Source organism: Primorskyibacter marinus, from assembly GCF_003313245.1.
Classification (GTDB): Bacteria; Pseudomonadota; Alphaproteobacteria; order Rhodobacterales; family Rhodobacteraceae; genus Primorskyibacter; species Primorskyibacter marinus.
On the sequence record NZ_QJSD01000002.1, the window covers coordinates 55323 to 71968 of the forward strand.

At 54.3% G+C, this 16646-nt stretch carries 16 protein-coding genes; 9 read left to right on the plus strand and 7 right to left on the minus strand.

Annotation, left to right across the window (positions count from 1 at the left end):
• Positions 1-16 precede the first annotated feature (16 nt).
• Genes dnaQ through DMZ65_RS04230 form a run of 3 tightly spaced genes read right to left on the minus strand, consistent with a single transcriptional unit; the run spans position 17 to position 1908 of the window.
• Positions 17-703, minus strand: a complete 687-nt coding sequence (gene dnaQ, locus DMZ65_RS04220; RefSeq protein ID WP_116597674.1) for a DNA polymerase III subunit epsilon — start codon at positions 701-703, stop codon at positions 17-19.
• The gene (gene coaE / locus DMZ65_RS04225; protein WP_116597675.1) at positions 696-1283 is read right to left on the minus strand and encodes a dephospho-CoA kinase; all 588 of its coding nucleotides are present in this window, start codon (positions 1281-1283) and stop codon (positions 696-698) included. Before coaE ends, dnaQ begins: the two co-directional genes overlap by 8 nt.
• 25 nt (positions 1284-1308) lie before the next feature.
• Positions 1309-1908: a Maf family protein gene (locus DMZ65_RS04230; protein WP_116597676.1), complete on the minus strand. Its 600-nt coding sequence runs from the start codon at positions 1906-1908 to the stop codon at positions 1309-1311.
• Between the two features lie 420 nt (positions 1909-2328).
• Here DMZ65_RS04230 and hemJ point away from each other — a divergent pair, with 420 nt between their 5' ends.
• The 7 genes from hemJ to DMZ65_RS04265 all read left to right on the plus strand — a co-directional run bounded on the left by hemJ (position 2329) and on the right by DMZ65_RS04265 (position 9683).
• Entirely contained in the window at positions 2329-2778 is a 450-nt protein-coding gene (gene hemJ, locus DMZ65_RS04235) for a protoporphyrinogen oxidase HemJ (RefSeq protein ID WP_116597677.1), read from the plus strand.
• A gap of 120 nt (positions 2779-2898) precedes the next feature.
• Entirely contained in the window at positions 2899-4170 is a 1272-nt protein-coding gene (rho, locus tag DMZ65_RS04240) for a transcription termination factor Rho (protein ID WP_116597678.1), read from the plus strand.
• Positions 4171-4193: 23 nt separating this feature from the next.
• Positions 4194-5471, plus strand: coding sequence for a tRNA uridine-5-carboxymethylaminomethyl(34) synthesis GTPase MnmE (gene mnmE / locus DMZ65_RS04245; protein ID WP_116597679.1), 1278 nt, complete (start codon positions 4194-4196; stop codon positions 5469-5471).
• A gap of 4 nt (positions 5472-5475) precedes the next feature.
• A complete protein-coding gene (mnmG, locus tag DMZ65_RS04250) occupies positions 5476-7350 on the plus strand; it encodes a tRNA uridine-5-carboxymethylaminomethyl(34) synthesis enzyme MnmG (protein WP_116597680.1) in 1875 nt (624 codons plus the stop codon).
• A 5-nt stretch (positions 7351-7355) separates the two neighbouring features.
• Positions 7356-7958 carry a 16S rRNA (guanine(527)-N(7))-methyltransferase RsmG gene (gene rsmG / locus DMZ65_RS04255; protein ID WP_438942700.1) on the plus strand — a complete coding sequence of 201 codons (603 nt, stop codon included), beginning with the start codon at positions 7356-7358 and terminating at the stop codon, positions 7956-7958.
• Entirely contained in the window at positions 7951-8760 is an 810-nt protein-coding gene (locus tag DMZ65_RS04260; protein ID WP_116597682.1) for a ParA family protein, read from the plus strand. The genes rsmG and DMZ65_RS04260 overlap by 8 nt, the downstream gene beginning before the upstream one ends.
• Before the next feature lie 17 nt (positions 8761-8777).
• Positions 8778-9683, plus strand: coding sequence for a ParB/RepB/Spo0J family partition protein (locus tag DMZ65_RS04265; RefSeq protein ID WP_116597683.1), 906 nt, complete (start codon positions 8778-8780; stop codon positions 9681-9683).
• Here the strand turns inward: DMZ65_RS04265 and hemW are convergent, their stop codons facing one another.
• From hemW to rph, 3 genes are read right to left on the minus strand one after another with little or no spacing between them, the layout of a single operon-like run.
• Positions 9684-10844, minus strand: a complete 1161-nt coding sequence (gene hemW / locus DMZ65_RS04270) for a radical SAM family heme chaperone HemW (RefSeq protein ID WP_232824887.1) — start codon at positions 10842-10844, stop codon at positions 9684-9686.
• Complete coding sequence (rdgB, locus tag DMZ65_RS04275) at positions 10837-11448, minus strand: RdgB/HAM1 family non-canonical purine NTP pyrophosphatase (RefSeq protein WP_116597685.1); 612 nt, start codon at positions 11446-11448, stop codon at positions 10837-10839. Before rdgB ends, hemW begins: the two co-directional genes overlap by 8 nt.
• Entirely contained in the window at positions 11445-12158 is a 714-nt protein-coding gene (rph, locus tag DMZ65_RS04280) for a ribonuclease PH (protein WP_116597686.1), read from the minus strand. The genes rdgB and rph overlap by 4 nt, the downstream gene beginning before the upstream one ends.
• A gap of 116 nt (positions 12159-12274) precedes the next feature.
• Between rph and hrcA the strand changes: the two genes are divergently transcribed.
• Together hrcA and DMZ65_RS04290 are read left to right on the plus strand one after the other, a co-directional pair.
• Positions 12275-13339, plus strand: coding sequence for a heat-inducible transcriptional repressor HrcA (gene hrcA / locus DMZ65_RS04285; protein WP_116598115.1), 1065 nt, complete (start codon positions 12275-12277; stop codon positions 13337-13339).
• Positions 13340-13348: 9 nt separating this feature from the next.
• Entirely contained in the window at positions 13349-13906 is a 558-nt protein-coding gene (locus tag DMZ65_RS04290; RefSeq protein ID WP_116597687.1) for a nucleotide exchange factor GrpE, read from the plus strand.
• A 71-nt stretch (positions 13907-13977) separates the two neighbouring features.
• On the opposite strand, the gene mutS is transcribed toward DMZ65_RS04290, so the two are convergent.
• Entirely contained in the window at positions 13978-16614 is a 2637-nt protein-coding gene (gene mutS, locus DMZ65_RS04295; RefSeq protein ID WP_232824888.1) for a DNA mismatch repair protein MutS, read from the minus strand.
• Positions 16615-16646: the final 32 nt, after the last annotated feature.

The window sequence follows — 16646 nt, forward strand, 5'->3', positions numbered from 1 at the left end:
ATACGAGCCAAGCGCGCTAGGCCTTGAGCCAAAGCGCGCCATCCCCCAGTTTTTCGACAAAGGCGGCATGTGCCGCCTTTTCCTGTTCTGTGAGATGCGAGGGCAGGGGCGTCGGCCTACGCGATGGACGCCAATCGTCATTTTCGCCTCCGGACTTTGCATCGCGGATCGGTGCGAGCGCAAAATCCGGCTGCTTGCCCCCGATGAGTTCCAGATAGACCTCTGCCAGGATCTCGCTGTCCAGCAACGCGCCGTGAAGCGTACGGCTGGCATTGTCGATGCCAAACCGCCGACAAAGGGCATCCAGCGACGCCGGCGAGCCTGGGAATTTCTTTCGAGCAATCGCCAGCGTGTCTATCGCCTGCTCCCAGGGAAGCTGTGGCTTCTTGAGCCAGCGAAGCTCTGCGTTGAGAAACTTCATGTCAAAGCTGGCATTGTGGATCACCAGTTTGGAATCGCCCACAAATTCCAGAAACTCGTCTGCAATCTTCGCGAAGACCGGTTTGTCCCGCAAAAATTCGTCGCCAAGCCCATGCACTTCGAACGCGTCTTGCGGCATGCCCCGTTCGGGATTGATATACTGGTGATAGGTCCGTCCCGTTGGAACATGGTTCAACAGCTCCACGCCGCCAATCTCGACAATGCGGTCGCCGGTTTCGGGATCGAAACCGGTGGTTTCAGTGTCCATCACGATTTCACGCATCACGCATCCGCCTTTTGATGTCAGTGACCACATGCTGCACGTCCGCGCGAGCCTGGTCCATGGTCATCGTATCAACGACATAATCCGCGCGCGCAAGCTTGTCAGCGATCGGCAACTGTTGTGCCAGGATCATCTCAAACTGGCTGACGCTCATCGTCCCTCTGTCCAGCACACGCTGCCGCTGGGTCTCTGGCGAAACAGTCACGCAAGCCACGGCGTCAAATTCCGCCTGGCTGTTCGTTTCAAACAGCAAAGGGATGTCGAACACGCAAATCGTCGCTTTCGTGTCGGTGGAAAATTGTAACCGGTCTTCGCGCACAAGCGGATGGATGATGGATTCGATGCGTTTCAGCGCGGTGTTGTCGGCCGAGATAATCCGTTTCAACGCCTCTCGGGAAACTTCGCCGTTGATGATCGCATCAGGGAATTCTGCTTGCATCAACGGGACGGCCGCACCGGAATAGAGACGATGTACGGCAGCGTCGGCGTCCCATATATCACAGCCTTCCTCCGCGAACAGTCGCGCGGTGGTGGATTTACCCATCCCGATTGAGCCTGTCAGGCCAAGCCGAAAGGTCATGACCTGCCCAAAGTTTCACATGCGATCATTCTTCCACGACCCCGCTGATCGTCAGATACCCCAACAATTCCAGCAGCGGCAGCCCAAGGATCGTGAAATAGTCGCCCTCGACCCGCGCAAACAGACGTACCCCTTCTTCTTCCAACTTATATCCCCCTACGGAATGCTGAATGCTCTGCCAGTTTCGGTCGATGTAGCCATCAATATAGCTTTCGGAAAATGCGCGCATCGTCAGCCGGGCGGTCGATACATGACGCCATGTCGGCTTTCCGTCCTTATATATGACCGCCGCAGACAAAAGCTGATGCTTGCGATCCCGCAACAACATCAACTGGTCGCGCGCCTCCTGGGGTGTTGCGGGCTTGGAGATGATCTTTCGATCAACCGCCAGGACTTGATCACATCCCAGAACAAGGTGGTCAGGCGCCTTGCTGCTGGCTTTCTTTGCTTTCATTTCTGCCAAGGTATCCGCGACATCGCGTGGTGGCGCGCCTTCGGCCTCCAACGCGCGTCGTACGGAAATTTCATCAATTACCGCTGGCGCCACACGGATCTGTACGCCCGCGTTGCGTAAAAGCTGTGCCCGGATCGCAGAGCCTGACGCAAGAACCAGCTCAGTAGTCATGTGGATAAATCCGTGGGTTTGTTACGGGGTTTGTTAAGGAACATTACTGGGGAAAATCGATCCGCATTGCAAGCTGGGGAGATCTAGCAAGGTTTGGGATCTACGCAGCACAGTTGCACACGGTGGAAAAGCATAAGCGGCGCCTTGTGGATGCTCATGCCTGGTAAAGTACATGCCAGAACAATACCGAGTTTATCCACTTCTCGTAAATTTCTTAAATCATTGATTAATAATGATTAAGTTTCGCATAGGCATGTTCTTCCAACATCAATTGGGTCTCGTGACGACGACACTTATCCCATGCGGATAACTGCCGGCACAGATCATTGATCCACAGCAAAACGTGGCCCTACTTCTTAATCATCTTTTCTATATCTCTTTATTTAATTAAGAACTCTGCACCGTCCGAAGGAGATTGAGATGTCTGATATGCTCAGCTTGGCCTACCCATGGATCAAAGCCATTCATATCATGGCCGTGATCTCCTGGATGGCTGGTCTGTTCTACCTGCCCAGGTTGTTCGTCTATCACGCCGAGCGGACCAAGACAGGTGACGCGACAGACGCCACCTTTCAGATCATGGAGGTGAAGCTACTTCGCGCGATCATGCTGCCGTCAATGATCACGACATGGCTTTTTGGACTTGCGTTGGTTTTGACGCCTGGAATCGTCGACTGGACACAGGTTTGGCCGTGGAGCAAAGCGGCTGCTGTGCTTGGGATGACGTGGTTTCATCATTGGCTGGGTATGCGCCGCAAGAACTTCATGCGCGGCGAGAATGTTCTGTCCGGTCGACAATTTCGATTGATGAACGAGGTTCCCACGCTTTTGATGATCGTGATTGTGTTCTCCGTCGTAGTGAAATTCTGACGGGAATTGACTTCAATGTATAGTCTGCCTATGTAGCGTCAAACCGCCTCGTCCGAGGTGCGTATTCTCTGACACATTGCAGGATCGGTCGCTCGTTGGGGCGCGATCAAGGATATTCCCATGACCCAAGAATCACTGAACCTCGCGGATCTTAAAGCCAAGAGCCCCAAGGATCTTCTGGCGATGGCCGAAGAACTGGAGATCGAAAACGCCTCGACCATGCGGAAAGGTGAAATGATGTTCCAGATCTTGCGCGAGCGCGCGGATGAAGGGTGGGAAATCAGCGGTGATGGCGTCCTCGAAGTACTCCAGGACGGTTTTGGTTTCTTGCGCTCGCCAGAGGCGAACTATCTGCCGGGTCCGGACGACATCTATGTATCGCCAGATATGACCCGCAAGTTTTCTTTGCGTACAGGGGATACGATCGAAGGTACGATCAAGGCGCCCGAGGATTCCGAACGTTACTTTGCGTTGATGGATGTCTTGAAAATTAACTTTCAAGAACCGGAGAAGGCGCGACATAAAATTGCGTTTGATAACCTCACTCCGTTATATCCTGATGAACGGATGAAGATGGAAGTTGAAGATCCGACCATCAAGGACAAGTCTGCACGGATCATCGACCTTGTGGCGCCGATCGGCAAAGGTCAGAGATCTCTCATCGTCGCGCCGCCACGGACAGGTAAAACGGTTCTGTTGCAGAACATTGCCCGCTCGATCGAAGTGAATCATCCCGACGCTTACTTGATTGTTCTGCTGATCGACGAACGGCCCGAGGAGGTCACCGACATGCAGCGTTCCGTGAAAGGCGAGGTTATTTCTTCGACCTTTGATGAGCCTGCAACCCGGCACGTTGCCGTGTCCGAAATGGTGATTGAGAAAGCCAAGCGTCTGGTCGAGCATAAACGAGATGTTGTTATACTTCTTGACTCGATCACAAGACTTGGTAGGGCGTTCAACACCGTGGTGCCGTCGTCTGGTAAAGTCCTAACGGGTGGTGTGGATGCAAACGCCTTGCAACGGCCTAAGCGTTTCTTTGGCGCCGCGCGTAATATTGAAGAGGGCGGGTCCTTGACGATTATCGCCACGGCCCTGATCGACACAGGAAGTCGGATGGACGAAGTGATTTTTGAGGAATTCAAAGGAACAGGGAATTCCGAAATCGTCCTTGATCGGAAAGTTGCCGACAAACGTGTTTTCCCGTCTATGGATATCCTCAAGTCCGGAACCCGGAAAGAAGAGCTTCTGGTGGACAAGATTGATCTGCAAAAGACGTTTGTTCTGCGCCGTATCTTGAACCCGATGGGAACGACCGACGCGATTGAATTTCTGATTTCGAAGTTGAAGCAAACCAAGAGTAATTCAGAGTTCTTCGATTCCATGAACACCTGACGTTCCAGCTGAGAGGGTGTGTCATGGATACGATTTACGCTCTGGCCTCGGCTCAGGGAAAAGCGGGCGTCGCCGTTGTAAGAATTTCCGGTCCAGAAGCATTTGATGCTGCCACATCCCTGTGTGGTAGTTTGCCAGCCCCGCGACAGCACGCTGTTCGACGCATAAAGACCGCGTCTGGTGAATATCTCGACGAGGCGCTGGTTTTGGTTTTTCCAGAAGGCGCCAGCTTTACCGGCGAAGCCGTTGTTGAGCTTCATCTACATGGTAGTATTGCCGTGGTTTCAGCAGTGTTGCGGGAACTGTCCGAACTTCGTGGGCTGCGCTTGGCTGACCCAGGTGAGTTCACGCGGCGGGCGTTGGAAAACGGTCGCTTGGATTTAGCCCAGGTCGAAGGACTTGCAGATCTGATCGAAGCGGAAACCGAGGCGCAACGCGTTCAGGCGTTGAAGTCACTCTCGGGGGATCTTGGGCAGGTAGTTTCGGATTGGAGAACAAAGCTTATCCGAGCTTCAGCATTGCTCGAAGCTGTTATTGATTTTGCTGATGAAGACGTGCCCGAAGATGTCGGACCTGAAGTTCTAAGCTTGATAGCCGATATTACTCATTCACTCCAGATACAATTGGATGGCTTCAAATCAGCAGAACGCATTAGATCGGGCTTTGAGGTTGCAATAATTGGGGCGCCAAACGTCGGAAAGTCGACGCTTCTTAATGCCCTTGCCGGCCGAGACGCTGCAATTACATCAGAAGTCGCAGGCACAACGCGTGATGTTATTGAAGTTAGAATGGAGCTCGACGGGCTGCCTGTGACGCTATTGGACACAGCTGGTTTGCGCGAAACTGATGACATTGTCGAAAGCTTGGGAATTGAGCGTGCAATTCAAAGGGCCAGCGCCGCAGATCTGCGTGTTCTTTTGTTTGAAGACAGTGAGCCTTCGGATGTTGCGCTGAAAGATGATGATATTTCTGTTGCCTCTAAGGCTGACCACGATGGAGTCGGCGTTTCTGGACTCACGGGGCGTGGCGTTGATGCTCTTATCAAACGAATAACATCTATTTTGACGTTGCGCTCTAAGAGTGCTGGCCTTGCGACACGGGAACGACATCGCGTGGCAATGCGAGAGACGCTATCGGCTTTGAATTATGCTGAAACTCTGGTTAGCCAAAATAGTGAGCAATATGATATTGCAGCAGAAGAACTTCGTGTAGCGATTCGACATCTCGAAAAACTAATAGGTCGCGTTGATGTCGAAATGCTGCTAGACGAAATTTTCTCAAGTTTCTGCCTTGGTAAGTAGCGGAGTGTTTCACGTGAAACATCGGACCTTTGATGTTATTGTCATCGGCGGCGGGCATGCTGGAACAGAAGCCGCGCATGTGTCAGCCCGAATGGGTGCAAAAACTGCGCTCGTCACGTTAAAGCGTGAGGGAATCGGGGTGATGTCCTGTAATCCAGCGATCGGAGGGCTTGGAAAAGGCCATCTTGTTCGTGAAATTGATGCCTTTGATGGCGTCATGGGGCGTGTTGCCGACAAAGCGGGAATTCAATTCAGGCTATTGAACAAACGTAAGGGACCGGCGGTTCAAGGTCCTCGCGCACAAGCCGATCGTAAAGTCTACCGTCTTGCGATGCTTCAAGAAATGGAATTGGCCGAGAATCTCCAAATTATCGAAGGAGAAGCAACGGACTTTGTTATGCATTCCGGCGCAGTTCAAGGTATCACTCTTGAGGATGGATCAAAACTTTCCGCGGCGTCTGTTATCCTTACAACTGGAACGTTTTTGCGCGGCGTAATCCATATAGGCGATACTTCGCATCCCGGCGGCAGGATGGGGGATAAGCCTTCAGTACGACTTGCTGAACGCATTGATGAGTTTAATTTGCCGTTGGGGAGGTTGAAGACCGGAACTCCACCACGGCTGGATGCGCGGAGCATAAATTGGGATATTCTGGACGCCCAACTGGGGGATGAAGACCCGACGCTATTTTCGTTCATGTCTAAATCCGCTTCGTTGCGGCAAGTGACATGTGGCATTACGCATACGAACGCTGAAACTCACGAGATTATTCGAGATAATCTTGATAAATCTGCGATGTACGGCGGACGGATTGATGGCGTTGGTCCTCGCTATTGCCCTTCAATCGAAGACAAGGTTGTACGGTTTGCGGACAAGGAATCTCATCAAATATTTCTTGAGCCAGAAGGCCTTGATTCTAATACTATATATCCGAACGGTATATCGACATCTATGCCGCGCAAGGTACAGAACAGATATGTAAATTCCATTGTTGGCCTTGAGGCTGCGGAGATCGTACAGCCAGGTTACGCCATAGAATATGATTATGTAGATCCTCGATCTCTAAGCTCTACATTGCAGGTGAAAACTGTACCTGGTTTGTATTTGGCTGGTCAAATCAACGGGACCACGGGCTATGAAGAAGCTGCCGCGCAAGGATTGGTAGCCGGACTTAACGCCGCTGCCGCTTGTCGAGGTCAAGATCCAGTACATTTCAGTCGGTCTAATAGTTATATTGGGGTAATGATTGATGATTTAACGTCGAAGGGCGTGCAAGAGCCCTACCGCATGTTCACATCAAGGGCGGAGTTCAGGCTTTCCTTGAGGGCTGATAATGCGGATCAAAGATTAACACCGAAGGCGATCGATCTTGGGTGTGTTTCCGAAAAGCGAAAGCAGGCGTTTGAAACCAAATTGGACCGGCTCACATCCGCCAAGACATCTCTGTCGTCAAAAACTTTTACAACCCGTGATGTTGAAGCGGTTGGGATCACCATCAACCATGACGGTGCGCGCAGGACGGGTTACGAATTGCTCGCATTTGCAAATATAGATTTCGAGACGCTGATTAAGCTTGCTCCGGAATTTTCGATAATTGACAGGGTTTCTCGCGAACAGTTGGCGCGCGACGCGCTATATGTGCACTACATTGAACGACAAAAGCGAGATGTGGAGATGGTTCGGCGCGATGAAGCTCAGGTTATTCCTGAAGATTTTGCCTATGTAGACATTGATGGCCTTTCAAATGAGCTAAAATCAAAACTCTCTGCGGCGCGGCCTAAAAATCTTGCTGAAGCTGCAAAAATCGAAAGCATGACCCCCGCCGCACTTGTTCTGCTATTGGCAAAAATTCGTCAGTTAAAGCGGAGATCAGCTTGACTATGATGCGAGGCTTGAATGTTTCACGTGAAACATATGAAAAGCTGCAACGATACGTCGATCTCTTGTTGGTATGGACAACAAAGATCAACTTGATTTCGAAGAAATCTGTATCAGATGTATGGAACCGCCATATCATTGATTCAATACAGGTTTTTCAATCAATTGACCATCCTAACCGAACTTGGCTTGATCTGGGTAGCGGGGGCGGCCTTCCTGGTCTTGTCGTAGCGATTCTTGCTACGGAAGCGTCGCCTGAAATGAAGACAGTGCTTGTCGAATCTGATCTAAGAAAGGCCGCATTTCTCAGAACTATCATTCGAGAGCTTGATCTGCATGCGACCGTAATTTCAGCGCGAATTGAAAACTTGGATCCTTTGAATGCAGATATCATCAGCGCCAGGGCTCTTGCAGATCTGGATACGTTGCTGTCCTTCGCAGATTTGCATCTCGCATACCACGGCACTGCCATCTTTTCCAAAGGTGGAAACTGGCAAAAAGAGGTGGATAAGGCACGCGAGTCATGGCGATTTGATCTGGATGTGATACAAAGCAAAACAGACCCTATGGCCGCTATACTAAAAATCGGAGGCATCTCTCGTGTCTGATCTTGCCAGACCCGCTGGTCCAAAAATCATAGCCGTCGCCAATCAAAAGGGCGGGGTAGGGAAGACCACCACCACGATCAATCTGGGTGCCGCTCTGGCAGAACTTGGCTGTCGTGTGCTGGTCGTTGATCTCGATCCGCAGGGGAATGCGTCTACGGGGCTGGGAATAGAACCCGAAGACCGTGACCTCACCACCTACGAATTGCTTCTGGATGATACAGAGCTTCATGCAGTCGTTCAGAAAACCAGTGTCGAGCGCTTGATGATCATTCCTGCGACTGTAGATCTAAGCTCTGCCGATATAGAACTTATTGCTAACGAAAAACGTAGTTATTTGCTGCATGACGCTCTGCGGCAAGCTGCGATGGACGATTTTGCGCTGGACTTTATCCTGATTGATTGTCCTCCGTCGTTGAATCTTCTTACCGTAAACGCAATGGTCGCATCGCATTCAGTGCTGGTGCCACTCCAAAGTGAATTTTTTGCGCTCGAAGGCCTAAGCCAACTAATGCTTACAATTCGTGAGGTTCGTCAGACGGCAAACCCACATCTACGGATCGAAGGTGTGGTCATGACAATGTATGACGCACGAAATAACCTCTCACAGCAGGTGGAAAGTGACGCACGGGACAATCTTGGCGAACTGGTGTTCAACGCCGTCATACCGCGAAATGTTAGGGTCAGCGAAGCACCGTCCTATGCTCTGCCAGTCCTACAATATGATGGAAGTTCCAAAGGCGCTGCGGCCTATCGAGAGCTTGCGCGGGAACTGTTACATAAAAACGCAAAGATGGCCGCTTAAGCTATCGGAGGAAAGAAATGACAGAGAGTAAAGAGCGTCGTCGCGGATTGGGCCGTGGCCTGACCGCCCTGATGGCAGATGTGGACCCAACAGGGGAGCAGGGTGCCGACACATCGCCCAGGGCGGATCGCTCTATTCCGATTGAGCGGATTGTCCCAAATCCTGACCAGCCAAGGCGGCACTTTACGCCGGAACAGTTGGACGAGTTGGCGGCGTCCATACGAACGCGCGGCGTTATCCAGCCTTTGATCGTTCGTCCGAAACCTGGAGATAGCAATCTATACGAGATCGTTGCGGGGGAGCGGCGTTGGCGGGCTGCACAAATGGCCCAGCTTCACGAATTGCCGGTATTGGTGCGTGAGTTTTCCGACATCGAGGTGTTGGAAGTTGCGATTATCGAAAACATTCAACGCGCCGATCTCAATGCGATCGAAGAAGCTGCGGGATATCGGCAGCTGATGGACCGCTTTGGCCATACCCAGGAAAAGATGGCAGAGGCCCTTGGCAAAAGTCGCAGCCATATCGCCAATCTTCTCAGGCTTCTGAATTTGCCGGACGATGTGCAGAAGATGGTTGTGGGTGGCGATCTTTCAGCCGGGCATGCAAGGGCGCTTATTACCTCCGATAAATCTCTGGAGTTGGCCAAGCAGGCTGTTTCGGCCGGATGGTCGGTTCGTGATATTGAAAAAGCCGTCAAGAAAGCTGCACAGACTGATACTGCGTCCACTTCGGGGGCGAAGCCGAAGGGAGGTCGGGCTGAAAAGGACGCGGATACAAAAGCCCTTGAAGGCGATATTTCTGCTGCTCTGGGAATGTCGGTGAGTGTGGATCACAAGGCAGGCGGGGAATCCGGCCAATTGGTTATCCGCTACACGAATCTGGAGCAGTTGGACGATTTGTGCCGGATTTTAAGCGGCAATTGATCAGCCCAGTGGCATCAGCTCTTCAATAACGGCATTCAGGACAAGGCGCCCCCGCGCAGTGGCCCGCAACTTATGACCTCGGCGTTCAACCATGCCGAGGTCAATTAACCCGTCGATTTTAGCTTGATCAACAAATGATCCACCAAATCTAGCTAACCGATCAATACCTATACCTTCGTCTATTCGTAGACCCAACAGAAGGTATTCCTGCGCCTGTTCGAGCGCAGGCAAAACGTCCCGCTCTTTTGTTCCGTTGCCTTGCTCCGCAGTCGAAAGCCATTTGTCTGGCATTGACCATGCAACCGTTGCGTGACGGCGCCCATCCAGCGTCACGCGGCCATGAGCGCCAGGGCCAATTCCGATATAGTCACCGTATCTCCAGTAGATCAAGTTATGCCGTGATTCAGAACCTGCCCGGGCGTGGTTTGACACTTCGTAGGCGGCCATGCCGTACTCGCCACAAACGTCTTGGGTAATCTGGTACATATCCGCCGACAGGTCATCATTGGGTAGCCCGCGCAGGCCCCCTGCATTGAAGCGGTCGCCAAAAGCGGTCCCATTCTCGATGGTGAGTTGATAGAGTGACAAGTGATCCACGCTCATATCCAGCGCTTCGCGTAATTCGGCCTTCCACGCATTCAGTTGCTGATCCTGTCTTGCGTAGATCAAGTCAAAACTGACGCGGTCAAATTGATTTCGGGCAATATCGAAGGCCGCGCGGGCCTCCTTGACCGTGTGAATGCGGCCGAGCCGGCGCAGGTCCACATCGTTCAGCGCCTGAATGCCCATCGAGATGCGGTTTACGCCGGCCTGTGCATAGGCCTTGAAGTTCCCGGCATCGACAGAGCCGGGATTCGCTTCCAGGGTGATCTCAGGATCGTTCACCATCGGCCATGTGGCGCGTACACGGTCAAGAATTGCTGCGACGGTGTCCGGCGCCATCAGGGACGGCGTGCCGCCGCCAAAAAACACCGTATTCAGGATGCGGCCCTGCGTTTGCGCACCGGCGCGGTCGATCTCTGACAGGTAAGCGCGCGCCCAGCGGGCGTGGTCGATCTGCCGCGAGACATGGCTGTTGAAGTCGCAATAGGGGCATTTGGCGGCGCAGAACGGCCAATGGATATAAAGGCCGAAGCCGCCGTTCTGCCAGTCTTCAGTCAAAGCAGGCCGTGACAAACTTCCGGAAGGCATCTGCACGATGGCTTATCCTGTTCTTTTCCCAGCGATCCATCTCACCAAACGTGATCTCGTAGCCGTTAGGCTGAAAAATCGGGTCGTATCCATGACCTTGATCGCCACGCATTGGCCAAACGACCTGGCCGGGCATTTCGCCGGGGAATACCTCGTCATGTCCGTCGGGCCAGGCAAGGACCAGCGTGCAACAAAAACGGGCGGTGCGCGGGTAGGGCGCATTCCGCGCCTCAAGCGCGTCGTGGGCCTTGGTCATGGCCATAACAAAGTCCCGACCAGTCTCTGTTTCTGCCCAATCCGCGGTGTAGACGCCGGGCGCGCCATCCAATGCGTCAATCTCGATACCGCTGTCATCTGACAGGGCGGGCAACCCGGTCGCCTTAGCGGCTGCGTGGGCTTTGATACGGGCATTGCCTGCGAAAGTGGTCTCGGTTTCCTCCGGTTCAGGCAGATTCATCTCGGCGGCACCGACAACCTTTACGCCAAAGGGCGCGAGAAGATTTGTGATCTCCTCGAGTTTGCCTTTGTTGTGGGTGGCGACCAAAAGAGTGTCGCCAGAGAATTTACGGATCATGTGGTTGCGGCCTTTTGTGCTGCCATCAACTCGGCCGTGCCTTTTTCGGCAAGATCCATGAGTTGGTTCATCTGATCACGCGAGAATGTGGCACCTTCGGCCGACATCTGCACCTCGATGAGCCGACCATCGCCATGGATGATAAAGTTGCCGTCGACTCCGGCCTCGCTATCCTCGGGGTAATCCAGATCAAGAACGGCCTGACCTGCATAGATGCCGCAGGATACAGCGGCCACAGGGTCAACAAGCGGATCAGAGGTGACGTCACCCGCCTTCATCAGTTTGTTGACAGCCAAACGCAGCGCGACCCAGCCGCCGGTGATGGATGCGCAGCGCGTACCGCCGTCAGCCTGAATAACGTCACAATCAACGGTGATCTGTCGTTCGCCCAGTGCAACGCGGTCCACGCCGGCGCGCAGGCTGCGTCCGATCAAACGCTGAATCTCGACTGTGCGGCCGCCCTGTTTGCCGGCAGTCGCTTCACGACGCATCCGCGTGTTGGTTGCACGCGGCAGCATACCGTATTCGGCAGTGACCCAGCCCAACCCGGACCCCTTGATGAACGGTGGCACGCGGTCTTCGATGGTGGCCGTACATAACACATGAGTGTTGCCCATACGGATCAGGCACGATCCTTCTGCATGCATTGTGACGCCGGTTTCGATTGAAACTGTGCGCATTTCGCTTAGATCTCGTCCTGACGGTCGCATTCTGTATCCTTCCCAGATTTGCAGTCGGGATACAGGGCCAAAAGGGGCATGCGCAAGTCCGATTGACCTTTCCGCCCCAGCGTCTTTAATGGCCGTCCGCAGAATAGGTGCTGATCATGAATGACGGTCAGAAAATTCTAGGTGAGATGAATGAACGCTCGCGGGAGGTGTTCCGACGGGTTGTCGAAGGCTATCTGGACAGCGGAGAGCCTGTCGGCTCGCGCACCTTGACGCGCACGCTCAGTGAAAAGGTCAGCGCCGCGACAATCCGCAACGTCATGCAGGATCTCGAATTCCTTGGCCTTCTGGACAGTCCGCATGTCAGCGCCGGAAGAATCCCGACGCAAATCGGGTTAAGGATGTTCGTCGATGGCCTTTTGGAGGTCGGCGATCTTGGTGACGATGATCGTCAAAAACTGGACGCCACACTCACCAGTAACACCGATGATGTATCGAACGCGCTGGACCGCGTCAGCGCGGCCTTGTCCGGTGTAACGCGCGGCGCTTCGCTGGTCCTGACGCCGAAGCACGAAGCGCCGATCAAGCATATAGAGTTTGTCAGCCTTGGCCATGACCGCGCTTTGGTTGTTCTGGTTTTTGGCGATGGTCATGTCGAAAACCGCCTGTTCAGCCCGCCGCCGGGGCAAACGCCAAGCTCGATGCGCGAGGCGGCGAATTTCCTTAACGCCCTGATCGAAGGCAGAACGCTGTCGGATTTGCAGCGTGAAATGAAAACCGAAATTGATGCCCGCAGACAAGAGATTGATTCCCTTGCCCGTGAAATGGTCGATAGCGGTATCGCCGTCTGGACAGATGAGGGCCATCACCATGAACGTTTGATCGTCCGCGGGCGATCAAACCTGCTGGGCGGCGAGGCTGACGAAGCCGAACTTGATCGCATCCGATCGCTTTTCGATGATCTGGAACGCAAGCGTGACATCGCAGAGTTTCTGGAATTGGCAGAAGCGGGCGATGGTGTGCGTATTTTTATTGGCTCAGAGAACAAACTTTTCTCACTTTCGGGTTCCTCTCTGGTGGTCTCTCCATATATGAACTCGGATCGAAAGATAATTGGTGCGGTTGGCGTCATCGGACCCACGCGCCTGAACTATGGACGGATTGTCCCGATTGTGGACTACACGGCACAACTGGTCGGGAAGTTGATCTCGGACCGGAGCTAGAGGTGAAGAATGGCAGACCCGAAGGAAGAAGACTTCCTGGATGACATCGATTCGACTGAAGAAGACGAATATGCAGATGTGATGGCGGAAGATGATGACGAGGCGATAGAGCTGGACGCATTGCGGGCCGAGCGCGATGAGTTGCGCGACCGGTTCATGCGTGCGTTGGCCGATGCTGAAAATTCGCGCAAACGCTCCGAAAAGGACCGGCGCGAGGCAGAGCGGTACGGTGGCTCGAAACTGGCGCGCGACTTGTTGTCGGTTTACGACAACCTTCAGCGGGCCTTGGGCACATCCGAAGAGACGGCGGAAAAAAACACCGCTCTGATCGAAGGTGTTGAATTGACGCTCCGAGAGCTTCGCAACGTGTTCAAGAAGCACGGAATAGAGGTTGTCTCGCCAGAGGTTGGCGAGAAATTCGATCCCAAACTGCATGAGGCGATGTTTGAAGCACCTCTGCCGGGCACAAAATCCGGCGAGATCATTCAGGTCTCCGCAGAAGGGTTCCTTCTATACGACCGGCTATTGCGGCCGGCTCAGGTCGGCGTGTCGTCCTTCGCTGGATAACAGCGCCATGTGATAAAAAATGCCCCCGGATTGCCGGGGGCATTTTTCGTTCGGGGCATGACTGATATGGTTCAGTCCTTCTCCAGAAGATCCCGAAGTTCGTACAGAGCTTGCAGCGCGTCTCGTGGGCTTAACTCGTCTGGCATGATCTCTGCCAAACGCGCCTCGACCGCAGAGGTTTTTGTAACCTGTCTGGGGGCGGGCGATGCGGCGGCAAATAGTGGAAGATCGTCGATCAACGCTTTGGGGGAACTGCGTTCCCGCTCGCCTTTTTCCAAAGCGTCAAGAACTGTCCGCGCCCGGTCGATCACAGCACCCGGCAAACCCGCAAGCTGCGCAACCTGCACGCCGTAAGATCTGTCAGCGGCACCTTTGCGCACCTCGTGCAGGAAGATCACATCGCCTTTCCATTCCCTGACGGCAACGGTCGTGTTTCCCACGCCGGGAAGTTTTCCCGCCAACGCCGTAAGCTCGTGGTAATGCGTTGCGAACAGGGCACGCACTCGGTTCACGTCATGCAGGTATTCCAGCGTCGCCCAGGCAATGGACAGCCCGTCATAGGTCGCAGTCCCGCGCCCGATCTCGTCGAGGATCACCAGCGCCCGGTCGTCAGCCTGATTGAGGATTGCGGCCGTTTCGACCATCTCGACCATAAAGGTTGACCGTCCGCGCGCCAGATCATCCGAAGCACCCACCCGACTGAATATTTGGCTGACGATGCCAATTTGCGCCCGTTCCGCCGGAACATAGCTGCCCATCTGTGCGATAAGCGCGATCAGTGCATTTTGTCGTAGATAGGTGGATTTACCTGCCATGTTGGGGCCGGTCAGCAATTGGATCGACGGTGCCTCTGCCTCTGCCAGTAGCGCACAGTCATTGGCAACAAACGTATCGCCTTGCCGCGCGAGCGCGGCCTCCACCACCGGATGCCGGCCGCCGTCTATTTCAAACAGTCTTGAATTATCGACCGTTGGCCGGGTCCAGTTCTGCGCGGTTGCCAGATCGGCAAGTCCACAGGCCAGATCGAATTCTGCCAACGCCCGCGCGGTTGCGCTGATCTGTGCGGCACGCCCAAGAATTGCCTGTTTCAGGGTTTCATAGAGCCGCTTTTCAATCTCGATCGCCTGCCCGCCGGCGTTCAGAATGCGCGTTTCCAACTCGCTCAATTCGACCGTGGTGAAACGCACCTGATTTGCCGTGGTCTGGCGATGGATGAACTTATCCGACAGCGGGGCGGATAGCATCTTTTCTGCATGCGTTGCGGGTGTTTCAATGAAATAGCCAAGCACGTTGTTATGCTTGATCTTCAGGGCAGTAATGCCGGTCTGGGTCGCGTATTCCTGTTGCATGGCGGCAATCACGCTGCGCCCTTCGTCGCGCAGGGTGCGGGCCTCGTCCAGCTCTGGCGCATAGCCTTCTGCGATGAATCCGCCGTCACGAGACAGCAGCGGCGGTTCTGCGATCAATGCCTCATCAAGCAACTGCAAAAGATCCTGGTGGCCACCCAGATCACGCGCAGCATCGGTCAGTAGGTCAGGCAAACCGGCGGCCAAACTGTCTGCAATGGTATCGGCTTGCGTAAGGCCGTTTCGAATGGCGGCCAGATCTCTTGGGCCACCACGATCCAGCGCAAGCCGCGAAAGTGCGCGGTCCAGATCCGGAACACTCCGAAGCGTTTCGCGCAGGAACAGTCTCTGTTCTTCTGCTTCAACCGCCCAATCGACAGCATCCAGCCGATTGTGGATCGAGGTCAGGTCGCGCGAGGGGCTGGAGATCCGCCGTTCCAGCAATCGCGCCCCCGCAGCGGTCACAGTGCGGTCCATCACAGACAACAATGATCCGGCGCGCCCGCCAGACAGGGCATGGGTCAATTCCAGATTGCGGCGCGTGGCGGCATCAATCTGCATCAGGCCGGACAGGGCCTCGCGTTGTGGTGGCCGCAGCAGTGGCAGCCGACCCTTCTGGGTAATATCCAGATAATCGACCAGCGCCCCCATCGCTGACAGTTCCGCACGATCGAAATTGCCATAGGATTCCAGCGTTTTCACACCGAACAGTGCGCAAAGACGGCTTTCGGCCCCGGTGCTGTCAAAGCTGGCGCGCGACAGTTCTGTCGCGGGGATGCCAAGATCCTCGAACACAGACAGATCAGCACCGTCGCTCACCAACACCTCGGACGGCAACAGGCGCGCCATTTCAGGACCAATGCGGCTCTGTTCCAGCGGCATTACGTTAAACGCGCCGGTGGAAATGTCCGCCCAGGCCAAAGCCGCGCTTTCACGGATGATCGCCACGGCTGCGAGGTAATTGTGCCGCCGCGCCTCCAGCAGGCTTTCTTCGGTCAGCGTTCCGGGCGTCACAAGCCGCACGACATCGCGTTTGACCACCGATTTATAGCCGCGTTTCTTTGCCTCTGCCGGGCTTTCCATCTGCTCGCAAACGGCGACGCGAAACCCCTTGCGGATCAGCGTCAGCAAATAGCCTTCGGCGGCATGGACCGGAACGCCGCACATGGGGATGTCGTCACCCGCGTGCTTGCCGCGTTTGGTCAGCGCAATATCCAGTGCTTCGGCCGCCTGCTTGGCGTCCTCGAAGAACATCTCGTAAAAGTCGCCCATCCTGTAGAACAGCAGCGCATCCGGATATTGCGCCTTGATCTCCAGAAACTGTGCCATCATTGGCGTGACGGTGGCTTCGGCCGCACCCATGCGAACCCCCTTGATTTGAGACCGCGACCTTA

Bases quoted from the DNA above. Each gene is read 5' to 3' on its own strand.
- rdgB (WP_116597685.1), bottom strand. From the start codon at position 11,448: ATGATCCGTAAATTCTCTGGCGACACTCTTTTGGTCGCCACCCACAAC.
- rho (WP_116597678.1), top strand. From the start codon at position 2,899: ATGACCCAAGAATCACTGAACCTCGCGGATCTTAAAGCCAAGAGCCCC.
- hemJ (WP_116597677.1), top strand. From the start codon at position 2,329: ATGTCTGATATGCTCAGCTTGGCCTACCCATGGATCAAAGCCATTCAT.
- hrcA (WP_116598115.1), top strand. From the start codon at position 12,275: ATGAATGACGGTCAGAAAATTCTAGGTGAGATGAATGAACGCTCGCGG.
- rph (WP_116597686.1), bottom strand. From the start codon at position 12,158: ATGCGACCGTCAGGACGAGATCTAAGCGAAATGCGCACAGTTTCAATC.
- mnmE (WP_116597679.1), top strand. From the start codon at position 4,194: ATGGATACGATTTACGCTCTGGCCTCGGCTCAGGGAAAAGCGGGCGTC.
- DMZ65_RS04230 (WP_116597676.1), bottom strand. From the start codon at position 1,908: ATGACTACTGAGCTGGTTCTTGCGTCAGGCTCTGCGATCCGGGCACAG.
- dnaQ (WP_116597674.1), bottom strand. From the start codon at position 703: ATGCGTGAAATCGTGATGGACACTGAAACCACCGGTTTCGATCCCGAA.
- coaE (WP_116597675.1), bottom strand. From the start codon at position 1,283: ATGACCTTTCGGCTTGGCCTGACAGGCTCAATCGGGATGGGTAAATCC.
- rsmG (WP_438942700.1), top strand. From the start codon at position 7,356: ATGCGAGGCTTGAATGTTTCACGTGAAACATATGAAAAGCTGCAACGA.
- mutS (WP_232824888.1), bottom strand. From the start codon at position 16,614: ATGGGTGCGGCCGAAGCCACCGTCACGCCAATGATGGCACAGTTTCTG.
- DMZ65_RS04290 (WP_116597687.1), top strand. From the start codon at position 13,349: ATGGCAGACCCGAAGGAAGAAGACTTCCTGGATGACATCGATTCGACT.
- DMZ65_RS04265 (WP_116597683.1), top strand. From the start codon at position 8,778: ATGACAGAGAGTAAAGAGCGTCGTCGCGGATTGGGCCGTGGCCTGACC.